Here is a 24396-nt window from a genome sequence, read left to right on the forward strand (position 1 = left end):
CAATATCAAATGCAGACAGGCTCAACTCCGGACCCCGGCAAACAACCAAAGAAGCAATGGAGACTGGCCGTTGGGGCGCTGGTGGCGGTGCTTTTGTGCGCCGCGACCTTCCTTTTCCCGATTGAAGAGTGGATCGGCGAGATCCAGGAATTCGTCGGCCAGTTCGGGCACTGGGGCCCGCTGCTATTCGTTGGCATCTACGCAACATGGACGCTGACGACGATGCCTTCCATCCCGATGGCCATCTTATCGGGTGTGCTGTTTGGGCCGTGGTTTGGCGCGCTGTATTCGCTCGCCGGGGCGAGTTGTGGGTCGTCGATGACGTTCTTTCTCGGCCGCCAGTTCGGACAGGACTTCTTCCTCCGTCTTGCAGAGAAGTACCCTGTCATCGAACGTTTGGAACGACTCGCCGCTCAGCGCGATTTCATCGTCGTGGCGATCCTTCGAATCGCTCCCGTCTTCCCGGTGACACTGCTCAATTACGGATTGGGGCTGACGAGAATGCGGTTCCGTTCGTACTTCATCTTCTCGCTTCTTCTGACGATTCCCGGGGCGGCTTTCTATGCCGGTGTTGGTACAGCCATTTCTGAGGCATTCGAGACTGGGCATCTTTCGAGCGCGATGATCTGGTCGCTGGGCGCATTCGGGCTGCTGATCCTGTCCGCAGGCTTCTTCCTGAAGCGCCGCCTCGCTGCCGCCCGCGACGAGTTAGTCTGAGCCTTCCCGATTCTCCCCTGCCGACCACGGAAAAGGATTGAGGGCAAACGCCCTCAGGGAATTCTATGGAGGTACGTTATTCCAAATTCGGAGACCCTGACATGAAACACCGCTTTGCGGCCATGGCCGCTATCGCAAGCTTGTTGCTGATCACGCTGGCTGGCTGCGAAGCCGTCCAGAAAGCCTGGAACGACGTCTCGTTCAAACCGACCGCCCACGTCAAGAGTGCCAACATTCAGGATATGGGCCTCGATTCCTCGACGCTGAATTTCGATGTCGATGTGAACAACCCCTACTCCTTCGAACTCCCGATTTCCGGACTCACCTATGCCCTGGAATCCAACGGTTCGACTTTCGCCAATGGCGAGACGACCTACGATAAGTCAATCCCGTCGCAGGCTTCTGAGACGCTGGGGATTCCCTTGGAACTGAAGTACGACGATGTGCTGAAGACGTTGAAGACGATCAAGCCCGGCGAGGCCTTCCCCTACAACGCGAACATGGCCCTGAAGTTCAAGGTCGCAGGCGAAGAGATGACCATTCCGCTGGCACACTCGGGCTCGATTCCGATCCCGGCGATCCCGAAAGTCGAAGTGAGCGGTATCAATTGGGAAACGCTTTCGCTGACCGATGCGAAGGCGGTTGCGAAACTGAAGGTCGAGAACATGAACCAGTTCGCCGCGACGCTGAATGCGCTGAGCTACGACCTGAACCTTGGCGATGTATCGCTGGCTACGGGCGAACTGAAGAAGGCAATCGCGATGGAGCCGGGCAAGGCTGCTGAACTGGAGATTCCGATCAGCATCAAACCGATCCAGTTGGGCACGGCGGCATTCAACATGATCAAGGGCGACTCGGCATCGTACTCGATCGATGGCAAGATGGATCTGCTGACCGACTATGGTCCGCTGTCGACGGATTATCAGAAGTCCGGAAAGGTTCCTCTGACCCGGTAAGATTCAACAAGAGATGAGACAAAACGGCCGGCCCTCGCGATGAGGGCCGGCCGTTCTTGTTTTAATCAGGGATGTCTGGGCAGGTCACTCTTCATTCGGCATGAGCGAGACGCCGATGTGTGCCGGCTCTTGCTCCCAGGCGCCGGAGCTGATCAGGCCGAGGAACGGAAGCAGGAAGATGCAGCCGCCGATGACATCCAGGATGCCCGTGGTGCTGAGCTTGCGGGATGTCGGGCGATTGATGGAACGATAGCCATCTTTGGAAACGCTGATCATCGATTCGTTCTTGCGGTCGATCGAATACATCAAGGGAGTCGTGCCGGCGAAGTTGCCGTTGATGATGACCTTCGCATTGTCCGGATCGGATGTGACGCTGATGTTCTGTTGTCCGGAGACGAAGAACGAGCAGCCAGCCATGTACGTCGTAAACGTGACCAGCACGATACTGGAAACGATTCGATAGAATGGAGACCGGCCCCTGGGTGTCGCTACTGAGTTCATTGTATCCCCTCCACGTGGGAAAGATTGGCGCTCGTACAAGAGTCCGCTCCAATCAGCCAACATTTTCCCACCGTGTCAAGTGGAGGCACTCATTTGTAGAGGATGGGGATATCTTCGAGTGCGGACAATAGCATGTCATGACTAACGGAATTCGTGGCGAGCAATCCGCCGTGGATGTGGACATCCTCGTTGTTGTACGTCAGTTCTTTTCCGTCCAAATCGGTCACACGCCCGCCCGCTTCGATAACGATGATGTGTGGGGCGCAGGTGTCCCACTCTTTGCATCGCCCGCGCTCGGTCAGGATGTAAAAGTCGGCTTCGGCACGAGCGACTTCTGCCAACTTCACGCCAAGCGATCCGCGGCGGTAGTAGCCCTTCAGAGGAAGCGCTTCGACGGTCGCCTTCAGCCGGCGAGTCATGTGGGAGCGCGAGATCACGGCCGTCAGTTCCGATAATTCCGTCCGGGCCGAGACGTGCATGCGCTGGGGTTCGGCAAAGCGAGCCGACGCCGGATCGGGCTCGTCCGGAGTCCACCAGAAGGCGCCTTCGGATGGTCGGATTTCTTCCTGAACCCAGGCCCCCTGACCGACGATGGCGCTGTACATGCGTCCGGCACGGGGATGGTACACGATGCCGACGATCGGTTCGAAGATGCCGTCTTCGTTTCGCTCAACAAGGCCGATGTGAATGGCGAAGTCATCTCGCCCCTGGATGAAGTCCTGGGTTCCGTCGATCGGATCGATGATCCAGACGCGGGACTTGGCGAACCGGTCGGGATCGCGCTCGAATTCCTCGGAGAGGTAGCCGTAGTCCGTGCGCGGGTAGAGCTTCTCAAGCGCCTGGACGATGATCTGGTCGGCCAGGCGATCGGCATCGGTTACCGGTCCGTCGGGCTTCTCGTACACGTCCAGGTCATCGGCCCGATGGTAGTGAGAAATCCGTCCCCATGCTTCCAGGGCAACGTGAAATGCGGAATTGAGACAATCTTCGTAGCTTGCCAATGGGCGATCAGTCACGGCTTATCCTTCGACGAATTCCTGGCCAGTTCGGCCTGGTGTCTTTCACTAGCCAGTTTCATTCTCGGCGAGAGCATGCGCTGCAGGAGAATGCTGCCGAGGAAGAGAACAATTCCAAGCCCTATCTGGAGCGAGTTCGCCTTCGCCGCGCCGCTGCCGAAGACTGCAAAGATGATCGTCATCGGTGTAAAGCCGATGGCGCTGGCGAGTACATAGGAGCGCATATTCACTTTGCATGTTCCGCAAAGCAATCCCGTCAACGTCGCGTTTGAGAATGGAAACAGGCGAAAGTAGAGCGTCCAGAAGAAGGCGTTCTCGCGGAATCGTTCGCGCATCATCTTGACGCGTTTCCCGAATCGCCTGCGAATCATGCTGGCGAGCATCGAGCGGCCCACCAGATAGGTTCCCAGACAGCCGATTACCGAGGCGATCAATGCAACAGGAATCCCGACCAGGGCGCCAAAGACCGATCCCGCGACGACGCTGATCCAAATACGGGGCATACCAACGACAACGAGCGGAGCCGAAACCAGAATAAACAGAAAATAGGACTTCAGACGCCCGCCGACACTGTCGGTGGAGTTCAATGTGTCTCGAATGTGCTCGATGTTGAACAGGTTTGCTCGAACGGATTCGTGGCGTAGCAGGATAGCCGCGAGAGCGAATATCGCAGCGATCAGCAGGACGCGGATGATGTCCTTGCCGAGTTTCTTCTTCGCCTTCTTCTGATCGGACGATTTGCTCATTCAGTGATCGTTCGGGCGACGCACCCGGTAGTGGAGGACGCGACTCTGCATCCAGCGAACCGCGAAGATATCGCGGATTCCCCGCCACAGGCGGTTGTTGATGCCGTACTTCGACGTGCCGGATGTGCGTGGGCGGTGATTGACGGGAATCTCGCCGATGCGGAATCCCTCCATGCGAACCAGGGTCGGAAAGAAGCGGTGCATTCCGTTGAAGAGTTTGATCCGGCGCAGGCACCGGCGATCGAAGACGCGAATGGAGCAACCCACATCGCGAATCTCCTCCCGGGTGGCCCAATTGCGTACGCCATTCGCCAGACGAGAGGAAATCTTGCGCACGATGCTGTCCTGGCGCTTGGCGCGATAGCCACACATCATGTGGACCTTCTGCTCGCGCATGGCCTCGATCAGGCGGGGGAAGTCGCGTGGATCGTTCTGTCCGTCGCCGTCCATCATGCCGACGATGCCGCCTCGGGCGGCCAGGAACCCGGCTTCGAAGGCAGCCGTCTGACCTGCGTTGCGCACGAAATGGAGGACTCGCAGCCGTGGCTCTTCCGCCGACATTTCGTCCAGGATTTCCGGCGAACGATCACGTGAACCGTCGTTCACCAGCAGGACTTCCCAGTCGTAGGTCGTATCCTTCAGAACGCCGACAAGTTCATCCACGACCTCCTGGATGCACTCCTCTTCGTTGTAGACGGGGATGACGATGCTGAGTTCGGGCCTGGATTCCGATCCTGGCATATTGGCGAATTCCTGAGGGGGCGTTTGCTTACTCTCGCAGCCACGTTGTCCTAGTGGCCCCTCAGACCGTCAATTCGGAAGTTTCCAAACGCCCGACTCCCCTACCGCAGGCTCCAGCCCACGTACGGCCCAGGAGTGGGCGTAGGAGTCGGTGTGGGAGCCAGGAAGTTCGTGATATTCAGAGCCTCGAACTCTTCGTAATGCACGGGGCGGTAGCCATTGGCCTGGACCATACCGGATTCGGGACCGCTGGGATTGTTCGTCCCGCCAAGACCGAGCCCGTCGAAGTTGAAGGTGTCGGCGAGGGGTTCGGGGCCGCCGTGGAGGAAGACTTCGGTGCTCGACGAGCCGCCTTCGACAGTCACCGTGTCGTCGCCGTCCAGACCATTGACGAATAGCCCGTCCGTATCGCCACTGAAAGTCACCGTCAGACCGTCGATCGTCAGCGTATTCCCCGCCAGGTGCCACACGTCGGTTCCAACCTGACCGTTCATCTCCAGCGTATTCGTGCCGGTTCCGCCCGTATCAGTGAAGTCAACGTCGAATGGAACGTGCGGCATGCGAATCTCGAGGTGATCTGAACCGTCATCGCCATCGACCTGCAAGGAAGTGGCGTCGATGTACTTGATGCTCACGTCGGCGATCTTGAGGAAGCCATCCTCGAGGGAAATCAGATCGTCGATGCTTGTCCCTTCGAAGAAAATCGTCGGGCCGGGATCGATCGGCAGGACAACTTCCGTCTGCTCGTAAGAGCCGTTGGGCTTGCCAGGGATAGAGACCGTGGTTTGGCGGAACGTGGGGAGCGTTCCTTCGATGTCCACCTGCAGAACATCGCCCGAAGCCTGTGTTCCACCATTGGCGATGAATGGGGTATTGGAAAATGCACAGGCCAGATCCTCGCCGCCGTCTCCACGGATTTCGGCGATCCCGACTGCATTGGGAGTGTCGAACAAATCGTCTGCGATGTAGTTCGCATTGCGATCGCGAAGGAACTCGCCCGTTTCCGGAGCGAAGACCCCCACATCGTCTGTCCCGTCGTCGTTCCAATCGCCGACGACCGGCTGCTCCAATGTCGTCCCGGCCGTGTAATATACGACTGTGTCCGTGCCGACCTGATAGGTGCCGCTGTCATCAGCATCCAGGCGCCAAAGCCCTGTATATGGTTCGTAGATGCCGATCTCATCCCCACCGACACCGTCCCAATCGCCGATCAGAGGAACGCCTCCGTCGCCCGAATTCGTCGCGAACGTCGTGATGAACTCGTCGCCGATCAGGTTTCCGTTGAAATCGACTGCCCAATTTGCGGTCTGTGGATCGAAGGCAGCGATGTCGTCAAATCCATCGCCATTGAAGTCGCCCACCAGCGGGAAATCGCGTCCGCCGGAGCCAGTGCCAAAGGGGATCGGCGGTTCGGTCCCCAGAAGATCGATGACTCCGTCCCCATTTAAATCGAGATAGAAGTTCTCTCCCAGACGATCATGGGCACCGAGGTCGTCATGATCGTCGCCGTTCCAGTCTCCAACGATGGGAGTCACGCCAGTTCCGAAGACACCTGCCACAAGCGGTGTGTCGTCGATCTGGAGGTTTCCGTTCAGGTCCAGCAACCAAACACCGGAATCGGGATCGAACACGCCAATATCATCGATGCTATCGCCGTTCCAGTCTCCGACGACGGGCGTCTGAGGACCCAGGAAAAAGGCGTAGGCCTGCCCGTCCTCGCGTGTGTTTGGATCGATACTCCCGTTCTGTCCCCAGTCGATCCACCATCTGCCGTTCTGGGCGATTCCAATGTCGTCCGGGGCATCGAACGCCCACTGGCCGACGACAGGTTGTTGGTCGGCAAGTTGCTGGATGATGTCATCGCCTTCGCCGCCCCGAATCGACGCGATGACTGTGGGAATGCTGTAGATGTCGAACTGGTCGCCTTTCGTTCCCAGGTCGACGCTGATGTATTCAAAGCCTTCGTGAACGATGCCGGAGTATGTTCCAAGCCCTGTCACGCGACGGGCCTCAAGGGTTCCGGTCTTCGAAGTCACTGCGATGCTATCGGAAACTGCCAACAGGTCTACCCCACCGTCACCAATCACGCGCAGGTCACCCGCGATCTGAGTCAGGTCACCAGATGTGCCCACTCCAATCCGGTCGTCATCCGGACCGAGGTTCACCAGCACGTCCGTTGTCACTTGGTCGATGCTGACCAGATCATTTCCGGCACCGGTCTCAATAGTAAAAGGCGCACCATTGCCCACCACGGAAACACCGTCTTCGCCAGAGCCGAGCGTGATTGCTCCACTCTCGAATCCCGAGTACATGATCCCTAGAGGTGCCAGGTTCATCCCTTTGATGAAGTTCGTGGAGAGATTCACGGTTCTGCCGAATGTGGAACCGGAGTCGTTGACGACGAGCGAATCCTCGCCATACCCGCCCGTAAGGATCATGCTTCCAGCAATCAGAGTTGTCAGCGGCAGCAGCGTCGTTCCAAACTCGAAGGAATCATTGTCGTCGCCGCCGCTAACTCGGATAAGTTCATTGGATGCGAGACGTTCGACTGAAACAGTGTCGTCTCCTTCAAGAAGGTCGAGCGTCAGCTCTTCAACACCATAGTAGTAGAATCGTTTGAATCCAAAATAGGAGGCGTGTTCTTTGATTAGGATGGACTCCACTCCAGATGTGCCTTCGACAGTCATTCTATCTACGTCGGTCGCACCCGTACCAGTATCTTCCACCTGCTCCTGATAAACGACGGACGGCGGATCGGGATCGAAGTAGAAGAGGTATGTGTCGCTCCCATCCTCGCCATCCTGGTAATAGCCGCCACCGCTTGTTGCGCTGTATGTCTGAACGTAATCATCTCCTGAACCGCACTTCAGGACACCAGTATTCATGCGATCGAGCAGCAGAATGTCGTCGTCTCCGCCCCGGGTGTTGATCTCGATACCAACGAAAGCGCCGGTCGTGAAATCGATCTGATCTGTCGCCGTGGTCATCTGGTAATTCAATACATTGAGAACATCTCGACCCTCGGTTCCGTTTACGAAGAGTTCGTTGAAGGAAGAACCGTCCTGAAAGTCATTAACGATGACGCGACCGCCCAGGTCACCCAGGTCCACCGTAATGATGTCGGTTCCGGATTCGCCGTTGATGTCGAACACATCGTCGGACCCCATCACGTGGATCTGATCGTCATCCGCTCCTCCACGAACGTATCCCTTGCCGGCTCGCAGCGTAATGGAGTCATTGCCATCCTGGGCATTGACATTCGGGATGTCGATCGTGGCCGAGAAACCGATCGTCCGCTGAATGCCCCCGGCGGTGGAAGCGAACACGGCATCGCCCTGCATGTCGAAGATGTCGTTATTCGCAGACCCAAGACAGTAGAGAGCATCGTTGGTATCGGATCCGGAGTCGGTGACTTCCACATTTCCGCAGTCCAAGTCGCAAGGTGCCACGCAGAAATCTTCGCAGGCGACTACGGTGACCGTGTCATCTCCGTCCTCTCCATCTGCCGAGGCGCCGGTCTCGTCCACCTTGTGGAAGACAATCAGATCTCCACCTGGGCCGCCGAAGGCACTGATGTAATCGTCTGTGCCTTTGACCTCCAGCCCGTCCGCCATGTCACCCAGGAGGAAGAGGAACATCCCAACATTCTGATTCGGTACAGTCACGGTGTTGGTGCCTGATCCGGAAGTTCCAGCCAGCCTATTTCCGGTCAGCACAATGATGTTGTTCGCGTCGTGCAATTCATAGGCGTCGGAGAGGATGTAGAAGTCGAGCGTAAGAGCATTGGACTCGCCATCATCGGCGACGAAAATGCCCGTGCCGTCGGAGATGTCCAGCGTCGCAGCGGGAACTCTGCTGGTCAGACCAAGGATGGTGAACCCGATAATGAGAAGAAGCGGGGAGCGGAGGAACGAACGGTGCATGACTATTCACCTGCCGGCCCATGGGCGGGCAACAAAGATTGACAATGACCGCATGTGGGCGCGGTCAGGGGACGCAGCAAGACAAGCAAGATCTTAATATAGAAAGAATGTAGGACGCTCCCGGCGGTCGGGCAACTCAAAATGGGGTGAACGCTGGTCCAGTTTGTCCCGTCCCGGTGCAGCCTGGTGCTACGGTTCGCCTGCCCATGATGCTTTTGCTTGAAGCCCTGGGGTGGGGCGAGGAATGGAAGGACAAGACTTTGCGCTCACTTCTCTTCACGAAAGGATCGGCGGCAGCGCTTGTTTCTCATCTTTGTTGTCACAGTCATCGCGGCGGGCACCAGCTTCCTATGCAGTCTGATGGAGGCCGCCCTGTATGCCATCCCGCCGGGCAAGATTGAGGAACTGCGCCGTCAGGGTCATGTCGGTGGAGTGCGGCTGGCCCGCCTGCGCGAGAAGGTCGATGAACCAATCTCTGCGATCCTGACGCTGAATACGATCGCCAATACGGTCGGCGCGACGGTCGCCGGTGCGCTGGTGGGGCATCACTATGGCGATGTGGCCGTTGCTGTTTACTCTGGTATCTTCACACTCATCATCCTCATTATCAGCGAAATCATCCCGAAGACCCTTGGCGTGACGTATGCGGACCGCCTGGCTCCTTCGCTCTCACTGCCGATGGTCACGATCATCAAGGGGCTGTTTCCGTTTGTCTTGCTGAGCCAGCGGATCACGCATTCGATTCGCAAGAATGTTTCGGAGGAATCCAGCGCACCGAGCGAAGAGGAAATCCTGGCTCTGGCGGAAATGGGTGCCCGGGCGGGGACGCTTCTGCCGGAGGAGGCGCGCTGGGCAATCAATGCGCTCCGCCTGAACGACGTGACCGCCGGGGATCTGATGACGCCACGAACCGTGGTCTACATGCTGTCGGCCGACCTGCCCCTGAACGAGGTCAAGGAGCACTCGGAACATTGGACATACAGCCGCCTGCCGGTCGTGAAGGACAACGACCCCGACCAGGTCGAGGGCGTCGTCCATCGCCGCGACGTGTTTGATATGCTGGTGCATTCGCCGCGCGAGGAGTTGGAAAGAACCACACTGCGCGACCTGATGCACCCGGTCGTTCTGGTCCCCAAGACGGTGAAGTGCCACGAGCTCCTGAAGCGATTCCTGGAAGACCGCCAGCACTTGATCTGCGTCACGAATGAGTACGGCGGGATCGAAGGGGTGATTTCGCTGGAGGATGTTCTGGAGTACCTGCTGGGCGAGGAGATCGTTGATCTGCACGATCAACACATCGACATGCAGGACGTGGCCCGTCAGAAAGCAGAGCGTCGTTTACAGAAGTTCCGCATGAACCGAGGCGCGAGAAATGCGGGGGACGACACGGATCAGGATCTGGGCTAGGGTGTGAATCGGCGTGAGGGACTCGCATTTTCCCCTTTACCGCCAGGGGTGGGCGGTGGTTCACCCTTGAAGCCCGAACGGGAGCATACGTATTATGGGTTTCTCGCCGGAGAGGCTGGAGGCCATTCACACAGAAAGGAAGACTCCATGACGAAAGCTGAACTGATCGATATCGTGGCAGAAAACGTGGAAGGGGTTTCGAAGGCTGACGTGACCCGGATTCACGACAAGGTTTTTGAGACGATCGCGCGGGCTCTGGAAGTCGACGGCAAGTTTGCCGTGGCCGGCTTCGGTAGCTTCGAGGTGAAGTCGCGCGCCGAGCGCAAGGGACGCAACCCGCAGACCGGACAGGAAATTACAATCCCGGCCAGCAAGAGCGTTTCCTTCCGCCAGGCAGGTGCACTGAAGGAAAAACTGAACAAGTAATCGGATCGACATTCCGATTTTGCGTCCCTGGGCATTCGCTGTCCGGGGACGTTTGCTTTAATCTCTCCCGTGCCGTTTCTGGAGTGCGACCCACAGAATATCCACGTCGGAGGGATTCACGCCTGGGAGGCGCGATGCCTGGCCCAGCGTCGCGGGACGGAAGTGCTCGAGCGCGAGCTGAGCCTCTCGCCTCAACGAGCGAATCGAGGCGTAGTCCCAGTCCTGCGGCAAGTGCACCTCCTCGCGTTCTCGCATGGCTTCGACGCGTCGCAACTGCTTGCCCAGGTAGCCGGAGTACTGCGTCTCGGTTTCGACAAGCTGGCGGTAGCGCTCGCGTAAATCTGCGGGAACGCGATCTTCCAATGGACCCACGAGTCGTTCAAACTCATCGACCGTGAGATCGGGACGAGACAGGACGCGCGAGAGCATCAATGCCTTGTCGGGGCGCTCGAAACCGATCTCGTCCGCAACCTCCCAATCGACATCGGAATGCCTCAGTGGCATTTCGTCGAGCCTCTCGCGCTCTGCTTCGACAGCATCGCGGAGCAACATTGTGCGTTCGTACTCTTCCTCTGTGATCAAGCCAACGCGATAGGCGTACGGAGCCATTCGCAAGTCCGCGTTGTCGCAGCGAAGGATCAGGCGAAACTCCGCGCGACTGGTGAAAAGGCGATAGGGCTCACGATGGTCTTTGGTCAAAAGATCATCAACCATCACGCCCAGGTAGGCTTCATCGCGTCGAATCTCGAGGGGCTCCTGCTGCTTGATCGAAAGTGCGGCGCTGATTCCGGCGAGAAGTCCCTGGCCTCCGGCCTCCTCGTAGCCACTGGTGCCATTGATCTGACCGGCCAGGTAAAGACCCGGGACGCTTTTGGTCTCGAGTGTCGGATGCAACTGGCGCGGAGGCACGTAGTCGTATTCGACAGCATAGCCGTACAGAAGGAATTCGACGCGCTCGAGACCGGGAATGCTCCGCACGAAGTCTTCCTGTACCTCCCGCGGCAGACTTGTGGAGATGCCGTTCGGGTAGATCGATTCGCCATCGCGCGTTTCCGGCTCGAGGAAGATGTGATGGCTTGTGCGCTCCTCGAAACGAACGACTTTGTCTTCTATGGAAGGGCAATACCGTGGACCGACGCCTTCGATCACGCCCATGAAAAGCGGCGATTGATCGAGGCCACCGCGAATGATTTCGTGGGTCTTCTCGTTAGTGCGCGTGATGTAACATGGGACCTGCGGCCGGTCGATGCGGGGAGTACGAATGCTCATCGGCGGGGCTGGCTCGTCGCCAGGCTGCAACTCGCAGACGGAGAAATCGATCGTAGAACGTCGCAGGCGCGCGGGCGTCCCTGTCTTGAGTCGTGCCGTCTCGAGCCCAAGGTCGAGAAAGGAACTTGCAAGGCGCTTCGAAGCCCGTTCGCCGATGCGTCCCCCCTCCGTCCTCACCATTCCACAGTGCATGACTGCATTCAGGAATGTTCCCGTCGTGAGAACCAGCGCTCGGCACTTGAGTCGAATGTCATCTGCCGTGACAAGGCCACAGATACGTCCGCCGCTGGTCAGTATCTCTGCGCCTTCTCCCTCGATGATGGTGAGATTCTCGACAGTCTCCAGGTACTCCTGAACCCACGCCGGATAAAGATCCTTATCGATCTGCGCGCGAGGTGCCTGAACGGCAGGTCCTTTTGAACGATTGAGAAGGCGATACTGAATGCCTGTCTCATCCGTTGCACGAGCCATCACCCCGTTGAAAGCGTCGATCTCTCGAACGAGGTGACCTTTGCCAAGTCCGCCGATTGCCGGGTTGCAGGAAGGCCGTCCGATGGCGGCTTTCTCCATCGTCAGTAGCGCCGTCGAACAGCCCATCCGCGCTGCCGCATGGGCTGCTTCGATTCCGGCGTGTCCGCCGCCCACAACCAGCACATCGAATGATCGTTCCGTCATGTCCAATTCACTTCGAAGAAAAGGGGCGGCAGCTCTGAAGCCGCCGCCCAAGGATGAATCCGTTCTTCGACTTCGAGATTACTCTTCGCTCTTGGAATTCTGATCAAGTTCTTTCAGATCGTCGACCAGGATAACCACATCGGCATCTTCAAGAAGATCCTGGGAAACGCTGTCGCGCGCTTCCTGCTCTGCGACACGGGACAGGCGAATTCCGATCTCCTGCTTGGCGTCTTCAAAGGGCTTCACACTCTCGGCTGTCTTCTCGCCGATCCAAAATGCATAGACGCGATCGCCGATTACAACCGGGCCGTAGATTGAATTCTCCTCGGCATCTTCAATCAACGTTTCGCCGAAACCATCGAGGAAGTGAACTCCGACAGCTCCCATCTCCCCGCCCTTCTGAGCATCTGGCCCCTCGCCAATGGTGCGCGCCTTGTTCGAGAAGGCCTCTGGACTGGTTACATCGGCGAGTTTCTTGGTAACGCGATCCTTCTCTGCATCCAGAATCTCTGCGCGCTTCGCCTCGTCAGCACCGTCCGGAATCGGAGGGGCGACATAGAACTGCCAGACTTCAACTGTGGCAGGCTGACGATACTTCTCGATGTTCTTGTCGTATTCGGCACGCAGAACTTCCTCAGAGGGTGCTTCTACCTGCTCTTGGATTTCGGACCGATAATAGGCATTCGAGTAGAAGATATCGGCGAGAGAATCGATCTTCACCTTGAGCTCGTCGCTATCCATAATGCCTTCGTGGTCCATGCTCCATTTGAAGAGTTGCTGGCGCATGCGAGGAAGAGTGCTCAGCATCTCGACGCGCTCCTCGATCGGCGTGTTTTCGTCAATGTGGGTACCGTAGTCGGCAAGGAAGTCACTGACTGGATACTCGAAGTCCTCGGTCTTTACGAGGATATCGCCCGCGTACTTGTCATCGAAGATATTGGCGAGCGCTTCCTCGTTGATATCGATTCGGTCGCGGAACTGCAGGAAGAGACGCGAGAAAATCTCTCCAAACTTGGCGATTTGCATCTCCCGCCGGACAGCACGTTTGGCGGCTTGGTCGACTTCGTTGTACGGTTGATAGCCTTTCTCAAGGTGCTGCTCGCGATAGACGATTTGCCAGCCGTGCTTGGTGCGAATGGGTTCGGAGAATTCACCATCACCAAGAGCCTCAAACGTCTCGGAAATTAGCGGCAGAATTTCCTGTTCGCTGTTCGGATCGACGACAATCAGACGCCCTGGCTCCTTGCTGTCCGAATACTCTTTCGCGACGTCCAGGAAGTCCTCGCCGTCCTTGAGTTTCTGATAGGCTTCGTCGATCCTTTGCTTTGCCTCTTCGGCTTTTTTTCCAGCCACGGGAACGAGCAGTAGTTCGCCAGTCTGCAGTGCCTGCGCAGGCATTTCCTCGCCATTCACGTCGATGACCTTGTCTGCCCGAGGCTTCTTTGTAGCGTCGTCGAGAATCTTGTCCGCCAGCGAAGCGTCGCCGGCGATCTTCTCTGCAATGCTCTCAAGCGTGTCGCCATCCTCGACCGTGTAGAAACGGTAGGTCGGAATGAAGATATGGCGCATCTGGAGTTGCTCGGGACGGCTGTAGTCCGACTTGTGCTCGTCGTAGTAGGTGCGCATCTGCTCTTCGGTTGGCTCTGGAAGATCCGACAAACCCATCTTCTCCACCCACATGTTACGGGCAAAGCGCTGCTTCTCGCGATCGAGGTGTTGCTGCTCGCCAGGGCTAGGCTTCAATCCGAGTTCACGTCCCTTTCGGGCCGCGGCCTGCTCAGTCGCCCAGGACTTGATGGCCATTAAGACGCGAGGCTTGGTGGCATTATTAATATCAAAAGACATCATTCCCTGCGATCGCAGGATGGCGGGCGGATAGTCATGAACCATCGCGTTCCATTCGCCTGCAGTATAGGTCTTGCCGAACGCCTCGAAGATGGGATCCTCGTCCGCAAGATTGAGAGTAGCAGTGTCGATTGCCTCGACCTTCGCGGAAGAGACCGCCGCCGGTCTCGAGTCCTGAGCAAATGCCGAGGGGGCAATTGCGGCTGCGAATGCCAGGACGGCCGCCGCGGTTGCCGCTGCACGTGAAAGTCTGCGAATCGTCTGTTTCCGAGTCATGCTTGTGAACTCCTCGTCTTGGGTTCGATAAGGCCCGCCATGGGCCGGAATGGGCGCATTGTCCGCTGATTCGACTGCGGTCTCCCCCGCCGGGTTAGAAGCGGAAGGGTAAATCCTTCAAATTCAGTGCTCTCGTCACTCATCATCCCCAGTTTTCGAAGCTGGGCTTTGCTCTCAACCGGGGGCGCCGATTTCGGGCGATGGCGGCCCGGGAGGCAAGGAAATTCCGGCTGGCAGGCTTCGCTCTGAATCATCATCGGCGGACGTCTACGGCTTCGATTGACGGATGATTGAAACGATCAGCCAGAGGGACAGGAATCCCGTCACGACGAATCCCACAATGCCAATCAGAGGAATATCGTGCCACGTCGGCGGCACTCCGGACAGCACAATCACCGAGGAGCCGATCACCAGGGAACCGACGAGAATCGCCAGTGATAATCGGCTGCTGACTTTGTCCAGCATCGTCAGGAGCGGCTCCAGCCCGGTCGGTTCGAACTTGATGTCCAACCGCCCGCGCCGAATGGCGGAGAAGAACGTCCGCATCTGACCGGGAAGCTCTCTGAGGAAGTGCAGCATCTCGCCGGTTGCGTCCATCGTGTCCTGCGCAACCCGCAACGGATGCTTTCGAGCGCGTTGGAGCCGGCGCAGCATCGGCTCGGCCTCTGCAATCGGATCGAATTCGGGATTCAGCATCCGCCCCAGTCCTTCCACGGTGCTAAGGGCTTTGACGACAAGCAACAGGTCCTGCGGAAGGCGCATACGGAAGTCGCCGAGGATCTCAACCAACTCCCGCAGCAAGCGCCCCAGTTCCATCTTCTTCAGCGACTTGTGGAAGTGCTGGTTCATGAAGTGCTCGAGCGCCTTCTCGAGCTTCTCCCGATCGGGTTCCGTATCCCAATTCGAGAGACGTACAAAGGACTTTGCCGCGAGCACCTCGTCGCGCTTCGCAATGGCGGTGACGAGGTCTGCGAACTCCTCGCGTTCGCGTCGGCTGAGATGACCCATCATGCCGAAGTCGAGATAGCAGATCGTGCCGTCGCTCATGACCAGATGATTCGCTGGATGAGGGTCGGCGTGAAAGAAACCGAACACCAGAATCTGTTGAATCATGTACTTGTAGCCGCGATGCGCGATCTGGTTTGGATCGAAATCGGCCTTGCGCAGCTCTTCGATGTTCGAGGGTTTGATCCCCCGAACGAATTCCATCGTGAGCACACGCGGCGAGGTCAGATCGTGGTACACCGTCGGGACATACACGCCTTCTTCGTGACGGAATTCGCCGAGGAAGGCCTCCATATTGGCGGCTTCGGTGGTGAAATCGAGCTCGTTGTGGATCGTCTGAGAGAAGTCCTCGATCACCTTGGAGGGATTGTGGGCTTCCATCCCCTCCATGTGGCGCTCGGCGAGTTCCGCGAGGTGAAACAGAATATCCAGATCGGTCTCGACGATACGCTTGATCCCGGGACGCTGGACCTTGACGACGACTTCCTTGCCGTCTTTCAATTTCGCACGGTGGACCTGACCGATCGATGCGGCCGCGATCGGAGTCTCCTGAAAGTCATCGTACACCGACTCGATCGACTCGCCCAGATCCTCCTCTACAATCTTGCGAACTTCATCGAACGAGAAGGCAGGAACGTGGTCCTGCAGTTTCTCGAATTCGACGACAATTTCTTCGGACAAGATGTCAGGATGCGTGGAGAGAATCTGGCCAAGCTTGATGAACGTCGGGCCGAGTTCCTCGATCGCCATGCGCGTCCGTTCGGCGGATGTTGCCTTCTGAATGGCTTCCGACTGGTCGCCCCGGGCGATCAGCTTCAGCCCCTTCTCGACATAGCTCTCCAGGTTCAGGCGCTCGACAAGATCGTCGAATCCATACTTGAAGAGCACCGCAAGAATCTGGCGGTAGCGCTGGGCGTGCAAATAGGTTCGTTCGATAACTCGGATGCTGTTGAGCAAGAAGTTCCCTCCGAAGGCGCACGAGCATTAGGACGCCATTGAAAGATGGAGCAAATCCAGAACCAATTGCGACTGAGTGTACCCCAACCGGCCAAACAGCTCAACCCGTTTGTTTTCAACTATTTATGGCGAACAAAATGACGATCCAGGAGGTGAAAGCGTTCCCCCAGCGGACACCCTGCGGGACAGGTGCGCCGTCTTGCCTCAGTTGACCGGTTTTCGTCCGCGCACCGTCAGAAGCGTTGCCGAATGGAACCCGATATCGTGGAGACGCGCGCGAATTTCTTCCCCTCGACGGCAGAAGTGCTCTCGGTTCGCCGTTTGACCCGCGCGTTCGAGGTACTGGTCGATGACCTTGTCCAGGTGTTCTAAAGTCTCCGGCGCCTTGGGATCAGGGGTGAGATCCTTGTGGTCAATGACCACTTCGACTTCGAGATTCGACCACTCGAGCAGTTCCAAGAGCTCCGCTCGCCGGAAGGTCTTGAAGTGACTGATGCCCAGCGAGCGGTCGATCTCTCCCCACCAATGGTGCATGATCGCGTGGGTCTGCTGAGTCTCCGTCAGGTCATCGCGATACATCTCCGTCAGCAGGAAGGTTCCGCCGGGGCGAAGAACACGGGACATCTCGCACATCGCGGAATATCGATCGGCGAGGTGGTGGATGGAATTGCAGATTCCGACAGTATCGAAGCTGGCGTCCGGCAGGCCAATCCTCGCGGCACTCATTTGCAGCAACTTGATGTCGCGCTCGCCGAACAGCTCTTGAGCCTGCTCGAAGCCCTTGTCGGATTCATCGATGCCGGTCACCGAGCGCACATCCTGCAGATTCTCCATCATCCAGTGTGCAAAGAATCCACGGCCGGTGGCGACATCGAGAATATCTCCGCCGAATTGACCGGCTGTCAGTTGCTCGTGCTTATCCATGAGAAATCCCCTCCGACGTGTGGTACGCAGCGGAGGGGATGATGCTTCAAGTTCTGGAAAGTGTCGATCGCGGATCAGTCTTTCAAGACCCGGTCAATCTTCCCAATCTTCAACCGGTTCGCAATCTCGAAACCGGGGCCGCGCTTGGATTCCACGATGAAGAGGTCGATCCCCTTGTCGCTGGGCTTCTTCGACTCAACCAGCGTGGGCTCTTCCACGACGCCGACGGCGGAGCGCTCCAGGTACTTGGCGAGCGTTTCCTCGGGGCGCGTCGAAAAGACGGCCAGCAGCAGCGCCAGGTTGCATGTGCCGCTGTTCACGACCACGCGAAAAACTTGTCCATCCTCATCCTTATATTTCATCGTTCGCATCCTTTTCGCACTTCGTTGCCTGTGAATAAAGGGAATCGGGCGGGCCGCGGGGTCAAGGGAAGACGCCCACCAGTCTCGATTGCACTGCATGTCCAGCCAGGATAACGTTCAGCCAGCTCCGTCGAGGAATCCGTGAATGGAAGACCTACGCCCGCTCTCGCCCCCAGGCAGCACACAAGATCCAGATCGCAAGCCCCTGACCGTATCAGAACTGACGGCCCAAGTGCGATTCCTACTGGAGGATCGGTTCCCGCGGGTCTGGGTCGAAGGCGAGATCAGCAACTGGACGGTGGCGGCTTCCGGTCATGCCTACTTCGCCCTGAAGGACGGCGGTGCAGTCTTGAGTTGCGTGATGTGGCGGTCGTCGCTGTCGCGTACCTCCGCCCAATTCCGCGATGGCGACCAAGTGGAAGCACGCGGTCGGCTGAGCCTCTTCGAGCGCCGCGGCCAGTACCAGTTGGTCGCCGATTCTCTGCAGCAGAAAGGCGCTGGCGCGCTTTGGCAGAAGTTCCTGGAAATGAAGGCGCGACTTGAGGCGGAGGGCCTCTTCGACCCGGATCGCAAACGTCGAATCCCCACCCTGCCCAATTCGATCGGCATCGTGACATCTCCAACAGGTGCTGCAGTGCGCGACATGCTGAACGTGCTTAAGCGCAGGGCGCCCGGCATTCCGGTGACGATCTGGCCGGCGAAGGTGCAAGGGCGGGGAGCAGCCACTGAGCTCATTGAGGGCGTGCGCAAGTTGGGCGGCTCGGGACGGATCGATGTGCTCATCATCGGCCGGGGCGGCGGGTCGTTGGAGGACCTGTGGGAGTTCAACGATGAGGGCTTGGCGCGCGCGATCGCGGCGTGTCCCGTGCCGGTCATTTCGGCGGTCGGGCACGAGGTCGATTTCTCGATCAGCGATTTTGTCGCGGACCTTCGCGCACCAACGCCCTCGGCGGCGGCGGAACTTGTCAGCGCGGATCATGCACAGTTCCAGGCGCGAATTCGCGATCTGACAGAGCGGACGGAAAGAGCGATGATGTCTCGCCTGAGCGATTTGCGCCATCGCGTGCGGGCGGCGACGTCGAGCTATGCCTTGCGCGAGCCGGAGACTCGCCTTCGAGAAGCGCAACAACGTGTGGATGATGCACTGCGGCGACAGGATGATGCAGTGCATGATCGATTGCTCGAACACCGCCATCGTATGAAGCGCGCATTGGCGGCAATGCAGGGACACGATCCGGCGCTCATTCTGAAGAAGGGCTATGCCATCGTTCGTCGCGTGAAGAACGGACGTGTCGTGACGACGGCGGAGAAACTGAAACCCGGGCAGCACGTGCGAACGGAGTTCATCGATGGGACTGTGCGATCTGTGATTACGGACGACGCGCCGGATCTGTTCGAAGGCGCCTGAGTACAAAGAACGGCCCCCGCAAGACGCGGGGGCCGAGTTGTTTCTTGCGCTGGAGTGCGACGTCTTACCGGACCGGAAGCGTCGGCACTTCGGAGCTATTGATGGCCCACAGATAGAGCAGGCGAGCATCGAGCACGGTGATCTGCGAGTCCATGTTGACATCGAAAGTGTCGTACTGGCCGCTGTTGATGATTGTGCCCATGACGATGCGATAGAGCAGGATGGCGTCGGTGGAGTTCACTGCGCCGCTACGGTTGACGTCGCCGAACAGGGGCTTGTCGCCCGAGTTGGTCGGATCACTGTCCTGCTCGATCTCGAGGACGTCGTCGAAGCCATCGCCATCGAGGTCGCCCGTGGAGACCATGATGGAGAAGGTGTCGAGGAAGGATCCGCTCTCGGTCGTGGAGCGGAAGCCGTTGAACTGGGTCACGCCACTGTCGCGGAAGCCGAGGTTGCTGAGGTACGTGCTGCCGTCGACGAGGCAATCCCAGATCTCGTTCGTGTAGTCGACGCGGAGGACGATGCGTGTCCAGGAGTCATTCTGGTAGTTCACGCCGCCATCGACGTAGCTGGCGCCCGTGTTGCCGGTGCCGTCGCCGTCGAGGCAGGAAATCGTGTAAGTGTCAACGCCGGTGGACTTGAATGCGATGACAGCAGAAGCTGCGGGATCGTCCGGGGGAAGCTGGGGAGCAGCCGCACCAGGGCCCTGGTGGTAAGCTTCGATGAAGATCGAGTCGAGGCCCGAGCCGTCCATGGCGAAATCGATGGAAGAGGCGGGGTCCTGGACGACGTACTGTCCGCCCTGGTGTGCGCCCGCGTCGGCTGCGATGGAGGCAGTGCTTTCAAGGACGGCCCAACCGCCCTGTCCGTCGAGATCGCCGACGGTGAAAGCTGTTCCGCTCGGGTCTCCGCTGGCCTCGAAGCCAGTTTCGTACACCGCGGCGGCGCCGCCGAGAACGGGGAGCGCCAACCCGGCAGTCAGCAGTGCAGCAAGTTTGATCCGATTCACGATAGTATCTCCCTTGGGAGCGAGGGTGGCCGTTTTCTCCGGCGTTGGAAGCGATTTCCGGGTCCGAGATTTACAAGGCCGATGTCCCATGCCCTCCGTCTATATGGTCAAAACAGCCATATATGAACACGGGCATGGCGGGCGTGTCAAAGCCTACGTGCCATTCTCGTCCTCTTAATTCTCCCCGTCTAGCGCTTCCATGCTTGGAACCAATGTAGAAACCCACTGAAAGGACGGCAATCAGAATTTTCCTCTCCGACCGGCCTTTCCCACACTGTTTGACGGCTCCACACCCGGTTTCCGGGCCTCTACCGCTGGATTCCGTTTCCGACTGTGTAAGCAAGAGTGATTCCGGATGTGAAATGGGTCCGATGGAACTCCAGAAATGGCTCCTGACCGGCAATTGACTTGCGCAAGCGACACCCGTCCTTGATACTGCGATCTACCAGATTCAATGGGGAGTGGGAATAATGGAATTCCGTCGATCCTGCACGTTATCGAACGTCCCGGCAGTCCGGCCGTTCGTTCTGGATGAATCGTGGTCTCTCTTCGCCGGACTTGGATGAGGTAGGGTGATCTCATGAACCGGACTCAGCGACTGCAACTGGCCTCGACGTTTGGGCTGATTGTAACGTGCTTGCTGATCGTCGTGGGGTTGATTGCTCTGTCGAGAGACTCCTCCCCCACGAATGATTCCGAGGCCCAGACTCATTCCGTGGAGGCGGAAAGAACTCATCAAGTTCCGGCGAATCCCCAGCCGACTCCGTCTGTGACGCGTGCCAAAGAGCTCGATCCCGATCGCTTCTCTCCGCCGCCTGTTTCGGCTGACCAAGCTTTGGTGTTTGGCCGAGTATTCCTGCCCGATGGCGAGACGCCCGCCCCAGGGGCGAGTGTTCGAATGGTTCAGCCGGGTAGGCCCGGTGTGGATGCGGTGGCGGATGATTCCGGCTGGTTTGCCCTTCTCACGGATTCGGAAGATGATGCACTTCTGATTGCGACTCGGGATCTTCTCCGCGCGCCGGCATCGAGGCGCAATGAGTGGTTCCATCCGCGCCTTGGCAAGCAGCACGGCCCGGTGAATCTCGTTCTCGCCGAAGGCGCCTTGCTGACTGTGGCCGTGGTTGATGCGCAGACAATGGCGCCCGTATCCCGCGCGCGTGTGATCCTGGATCAGGGCGATGAGCGAACGACGGACCGGGAGGGTCTGGCGGAATTCGACGCCTTGCCTCCGGGCGAGTGGCAGGTGCTGGTCATGGCGAAGAATTACGCCGCGGAAATCAAAGCCGGATCGGTCAGTTCAGGTGCAGGCCTTTGGATGGTCGTGGAATTGGATCCGGGCTGCGCTGTGTATGGCCAGGTCACCAACGAAAACGAGGAACCCGTGGCCGGGGCGACACTCTCCTTCATGCAATCGAAGAACTCGATCTTGCTCGATGCCACGCGTGCAATCACCGACTACGAGGGTTACTATCGCCTGGAGAGCTTTCCCCGTGGGCAACGGAATCAAATCATGGCATTTGCGCCTGGATACAGCCTCTACTCAGAGCCGGAAATGCTCTTGGTGGAGGAATCGGAGTATCGCCTGGACATTACTCTGAAGCGCGGCCCGGCGTTGGTTGGCCGGGTGATCGCGATGGATAAGACACCGATCGCGGGCGCGCTGGTTGTGGCTGCGCCCAGGTGGCAAACCCGACAGGAAGCCACAACAGATTCGGAGGGACGCTTCCGATTTGATTCGATTGGTACCAGCAATCCCTGGTTGACCGTGATCGCCGAAGGCTACGCCGGGGCTAGCAGGAATTTGGATTCCATCCGAGGCGAGAATCCAATCAAAGTGGAGATCATGCTCGAGCCGGGAAATTGGGTGGGCGGACGCGTGATTGATCCGGAGGGCAACCCGATTCCCTCCGTTGCCGTCAGCGCCAATTCGATCAGCGGTTTCATCGGCATTCTCAATGTTCGAACGGATTCGAATGGTCAGTTTGTTTTGCGCAACCTTCCAAAGGATGTGGGCTTCTGGTTCGAGCCCTCAGACGAGAGATTCGCAAGCAACTCACGGGTATTCCTCGAACTCAACCAAGACGACAACGAAGTGACGCTCTCTTACAGCGGTGCGATCCGCGGCCGCGTTCTTGATAATTCGACTGGCGATCCGATGACGCGATTTAGTGTCCGACTGGCGCAGGGGTCGCGGGACGGAAATTACACGCAGCCCTATGCACGCCTGGACGAATACAACATGAACCAGGGGACGCAGTTCGAATCGCCCGATGGAACGTTCGAACTCTTGGGGCTTACTGCTGATGCCTCTTATCGCGTAATTATCACGTCGGAGAGTTGCAGCCCGACCTTGTTTGATCTCCAAATCGCCAGGCCCTCGGATGAAGCGATACGGGAGGAGTTCGCCGTCTCGTGCGACAAGTTGGACTTCGCCGGCGTGGTTGTTGATGATGCAGGAAAGCCCATCCCGGGCGCCGATGTGATCATGTTCTCCCCGTCGTATGGATTCAGCATCGATTCTGAACAGCTTTCATTAGAACAGATTGTGCGTTCCTATATTAACTCGAATGCGGAGGTGATGAAGGATGCTGTCACCAATGCACGCGGCGAGTTCTACTTCGATGGCCTGCCGTCAGGGATGCCACTTTACCTGCTGGTACAGGCGAGAGGAATGCGAGGCCAGTTCCTTGAAGATATGCAGCTCTATGCGCCTGAGGATCGTGAATCGCTGCGCATCCAGCTCGCTCCTGCAGGAGTGATCTACGGAAAAGTTATGGACGAGCGATGGAGCGAGCACGCGCAGGTGTATGTCTACAGTCTGCAGGTTTCCGGCGGATGGCTCCAGAATGGGGTCTCAGAAGGCGCTGATTTTCGCTTTGAGGGACTTGCAGCCGGGGACTACCTGGTCTACTCCGGGAAGTGGACAAACCAGGATTCATTCTGCGCCCACCGCGAAGTGCACTTGGAGCCAGGCGATGAGGTCGAGGTGCGATTGGCGGAGGATTCGCTGGCCGAAGTGCGCGGCCGCATTCTCTTCGGCGATCGGCCCATGGCAAGCGGTGCAGTGGCACTGAAACCGATCATCGGCGGGATTTGGATCAATGCCATCCGAATAACAGATGAGGAAGGTAGATTCCAATTCGAAGACGTCGAACCGGGGCCGTATGAAGTGATCGCCGTCGGGGGCACCCCGAGTGGCTATGGCTCTCCCAGCGATTCAGACGAACGCGAGATCATCGAGGTCGGATCCGCTGACATCGACCGCGATTTCGCGTTTGGTGGCGTCGGCTCGTTCTTCGGCCGGTTCACTGGCTTGCCCAAGGGGGGACCGCGAGTGTCGGTGTTGAGGGTGGATTCACCCGACTCGGGGAAATCAATGGATGAAGTCCAGGTCGAGGGAGACGGATCTTTCCGCATCGGCCAAGTCTATCCGGGATCGTACAAGATGTTCCTAATGCAGGATACGGGAGGGGCAAACGCGACTCCTATCGGCCCGACGATGGTGATGCCGGATCCACCAGAGGACATTGATATCGGCGAAATCCCATACGGAGCAGGGGGCTCGATCGTCGCCAAGGCCTCCGATCATTCGATGCAGAGCGAGCTGACGGTCTGCCTGGCGTTTGAGAACGCAGGCCCGGTTGGGGAATCCGCCACTCTCACCAGCCTCTCCGGCATGGGGAATTTCGATGGAATGGCAGAGGCACAAATAAGAAATCTGCCGTCGGGCTCATACTGGTTGCTCGCGGCTGGAAAGGGCGTCCGGGGACGATCGATGTCGCCGGTTACTGTCGAGGAGGGCGAGGAAGCGCGAGTCACATTGGAGACGCAGCAAATCGTTGAGTGCTCATTCAGGCCGGGTCGGAACAATCCGGCCGAAGTTGTGAGATTGGAAGTCAGCCAGGTGGGATCCGAAGTCGCGATTCCTGTCCACTGGGGCACCGAATTCGAGCTCGTCTCCGAAACGTTGGTGCCGCCAGAGGGCGGCATTGTTCTGGCCCGTAGGAATGGATTCCAGATCCTCGGCGTACCGCCCGGACAGTATCGCATCGAGGCCTGGGGGGAGGAAGAAGCTTACTGGGTTGGGACGGTCGAGCTTGTGCCTGGGGAGACAGTCAATGAACGATTCGAGTGGGAGACTCCCGAATCTGGCGGCGATGATCCCGTCGAGGAGTGACCTCCGGTTCCTGGGCAAACCCCTCCACAATACCCATAAAACATCTGCTTGGCATC

17 protein-coding genes are annotated in these 24396 nt (G+C 58.2%); 6 read left to right on the forward strand and 11 right to left on the reverse strand.

What is annotated here, in order from left to right; all coding sequences use genetic code 11:
• The first annotated feature begins 9 nt into the window (after nt 1-9).
• Nucleotides 10-717, forward strand: coding sequence for a TVP38/TMEM64 family protein (locus KQI84_01815; protein ID MCB2153596.1), 708 nt, complete (start codon nt 10-12; stop codon nt 715-717).
• A gap of 101 nt (nt 718-818) precedes the next feature.
• Entirely contained in the window at nt 819-1673 is an 855-nt protein-coding gene (locus KQI84_01820; protein MCB2153597.1) for an LEA type 2 family protein, read from the forward strand.
• Between the two features lie 84 nt (nt 1674-1757).
• Here KQI84_01820 and KQI84_01825 read toward each other — a convergent pair whose 3' ends face one another.
• The 5 genes from KQI84_01825 to KQI84_01845 all read right to left on the reverse strand — a co-directional run bounded on the left by KQI84_01825 (nt 1758) and on the right by KQI84_01845 (nt 8600).
• Nucleotides 1758-2174 carry a PEGA domain-containing protein gene (locus KQI84_01825; protein MCB2153598.1) on the reverse strand — a complete coding sequence of 139 codons (417 nt, stop codon included), beginning with the start codon at nt 2172-2174 and terminating at the stop codon, nt 1758-1760.
• Between the two features lie 89 nt (nt 2175-2263).
• Nucleotides 2264-3190, reverse strand: a complete 927-nt coding sequence (locus KQI84_01830; GenBank protein MCB2153599.1) for a 3'(2'),5'-bisphosphate nucleotidase CysQ — start codon at nt 3188-3190, stop codon at nt 2264-2266.
• On the reverse strand, nt 3187-3936 hold the full coding sequence (locus tag KQI84_01835) for a VTT domain-containing protein (GenBank protein ID MCB2153600.1): 750 nt from the start codon (nt 3934-3936) through the stop codon (nt 3187-3189). The genes KQI84_01830 and KQI84_01835 overlap by 4 nt, the downstream gene beginning before the upstream one ends.
• On the reverse strand, nt 3937-4677 hold the full coding sequence (locus KQI84_01840; protein ID MCB2153601.1) for a glycosyltransferase family 2 protein: 741 nt from the start codon (nt 4675-4677) through the stop codon (nt 3937-3939). It lies immediately after the preceding gene.
• Between the two features lie 101 nt (nt 4678-4778).
• Nucleotides 4779-8600: a hypothetical protein gene (locus KQI84_01845; GenBank protein MCB2153602.1), complete on the reverse strand. Its 3822-nt coding sequence runs from the start codon at nt 8598-8600 to the stop codon at nt 4779-4781.
• Between the two features lie 300 nt (nt 8601-8900).
• Here KQI84_01845 and KQI84_01850 point away from each other — a divergent pair, with 300 nt between their 5' ends.
• Together KQI84_01850 and KQI84_01855 are read left to right on the forward strand one after the other, a co-directional pair.
• A complete protein-coding gene (locus KQI84_01850) occupies nt 8901-10007 on the forward strand; it encodes a hemolysin family protein (protein ID MCB2153603.1) in 1107 nt (368 codons plus the stop codon).
• A 147-nt stretch (nt 10008-10154) separates the two neighbouring features.
• Nucleotides 10155-10433 (forward strand): HU family DNA-binding protein, encoded by a 279-nt coding sequence (locus KQI84_01855; GenBank protein MCB2153604.1) that lies wholly within the window; start codon nt 10155-10157, stop codon nt 10431-10433.
• Between the two features lie 57 nt (nt 10434-10490).
• Here the strand turns inward: KQI84_01855 and mnmG are convergent, their stop codons facing one another.
• From mnmG to KQI84_01880, 5 genes are all read right to left on the reverse strand, one after another.
• A complete protein-coding gene (gene mnmG, locus KQI84_01860) occupies nt 10491-12377 on the reverse strand; it encodes a tRNA uridine-5-carboxymethylaminomethyl(34) synthesis enzyme MnmG (protein MCB2153605.1) in 1887 nt (628 codons plus the stop codon).
• Nucleotides 12378-12455: 78 nt separating this feature from the next.
• Nucleotides 12456-14498 (reverse strand): peptidyl-prolyl cis-trans isomerase, encoded by a 2043-nt coding sequence (locus tag KQI84_01865; protein MCB2153606.1) that lies wholly within the window; start codon nt 14496-14498, stop codon nt 12456-12458.
• 267 nt (nt 14499-14765) lie between these two features.
• The gene (locus tag KQI84_01870; GenBank protein MCB2153607.1) at nt 14766-16460 is read right to left on the reverse strand and encodes an AarF/ABC1/UbiB kinase family protein; all 1695 of its coding nucleotides are present in this window, start codon (nt 16458-16460) and stop codon (nt 14766-14768) included.
• Between the two features lie 204 nt (nt 16461-16664).
• On the reverse strand, nt 16665-17384 hold the full coding sequence (locus tag KQI84_01875; GenBank protein MCB2153608.1) for a methyltransferase domain-containing protein: 720 nt from the start codon (nt 17382-17384) through the stop codon (nt 16665-16667).
• 74 nt (nt 17385-17458) lie between these two features.
• The gene (locus KQI84_01880) at nt 17459-17746 is read right to left on the reverse strand and encodes a hypothetical protein (GenBank protein MCB2153609.1); all 288 of its coding nucleotides are present in this window, start codon (nt 17744-17746) and stop codon (nt 17459-17461) included.
• A gap of 145 nt (nt 17747-17891) precedes the next feature.
• Here KQI84_01880 and xseA point away from each other — a divergent pair, with 145 nt between their 5' ends.
• Nucleotides 17892-19154, forward strand: coding sequence for an exodeoxyribonuclease VII large subunit (gene xseA, locus KQI84_01885; protein ID MCB2153610.1), 1263 nt, complete (start codon nt 17892-17894; stop codon nt 19152-19154).
• Nucleotides 19155-19218: 64 nt separating this feature from the next.
• On the opposite strand, the gene KQI84_01890 is transcribed toward xseA, so the two are convergent.
• A complete protein-coding gene (locus tag KQI84_01890) occupies nt 19219-20163 on the reverse strand; it encodes a dockerin type I repeat-containing protein (GenBank protein ID MCB2153611.1) in 945 nt (314 codons plus the stop codon).
• 580 nt (nt 20164-20743) lie between these two features.
• Here KQI84_01890 and KQI84_01895 point away from each other — a divergent pair.
• Entirely contained in the window at nt 20744-24340 is a 3597-nt protein-coding gene (locus tag KQI84_01895; protein MCB2153612.1) for a carboxypeptidase-like regulatory domain-containing protein, read from the forward strand.
• Nucleotides 24341-24396: the final 56 nt, after the last annotated feature.

It is taken from the genome of bacterium (genome assembly GCA_020444065.1).
Classification (GTDB): domain Bacteria; phylum Sumerlaeota; class Sumerlaeia; order SLMS01; family JAHLLQ01; genus JAHLLQ01.

Excerpts from the sequence above, each read along its gene's own strand:
- KQI84_01815 (MCB2153596.1), top strand. The coding sequence starts at position 10 with ATGCAGACAGGCTCAACTCCGGACCCCGGCAAACAACCAAAGAAGCAA.
- KQI84_01820 (MCB2153597.1), top strand. The coding sequence starts at position 819 with ATGAAACACCGCTTTGCGGCCATGGCCGCTATCGCAAGCTTGTTGCTG.
- KQI84_01825 (MCB2153598.1), bottom strand. The coding sequence starts at position 2,174 with ATGAACTCAGTAGCGACACCCAGGGGCCGGTCTCCATTCTATCGAATC.
- KQI84_01835 (MCB2153600.1), bottom strand. The coding sequence starts at position 3,936 with ATGAGCAAATCGTCCGATCAGAAGAAGGCGAAGAAGAAACTCGGCAAG.
- KQI84_01840 (MCB2153601.1), bottom strand. The coding sequence starts at position 4,677 with ATGCCAGGATCGGAATCCAGGCCCGAACTCAGCATCGTCATCCCCGTC.
- KQI84_01845 (MCB2153602.1), bottom strand. The coding sequence starts at position 8,600 with ATGCACCGTTCGTTCCTCCGCTCCCCGCTTCTTCTCATTATCGGGTTC.
- KQI84_01855 (MCB2153604.1), top strand. The coding sequence starts at position 10,155 with ATGACGAAAGCTGAACTGATCGATATCGTGGCAGAAAACGTGGAAGGG.
- mnmG (MCB2153605.1), bottom strand. The coding sequence starts at position 12,377 with ATGACGGAACGATCATTCGATGTGCTGGTTGTGGGCGGCGGACACGCC.
- KQI84_01865 (MCB2153606.1), bottom strand. The coding sequence starts at position 14,498 with ATGACTCGGAAACAGACGATTCGCAGACTTTCACGTGCAGCGGCAACC.
- KQI84_01875 (MCB2153608.1), bottom strand. The coding sequence starts at position 17,384 with ATGGATAAGCACGAGCAACTGACAGCCGGTCAATTCGGCGGAGATATT.
- KQI84_01880 (MCB2153609.1), bottom strand. The coding sequence starts at position 17,746 with ATGAAATATAAGGATGAGGATGGACAAGTTTTTCGCGTGGTCGTGAAC.
- xseA (MCB2153610.1), top strand. The coding sequence starts at position 17,892 with ATGGAAGACCTACGCCCGCTCTCGCCCCCAGGCAGCACACAAGATCCA.
- KQI84_01895 (MCB2153612.1), top strand. The coding sequence starts at position 20,744 with ATGAACCGGACTCAGCGACTGCAACTGGCCTCGACGTTTGGGCTGATT.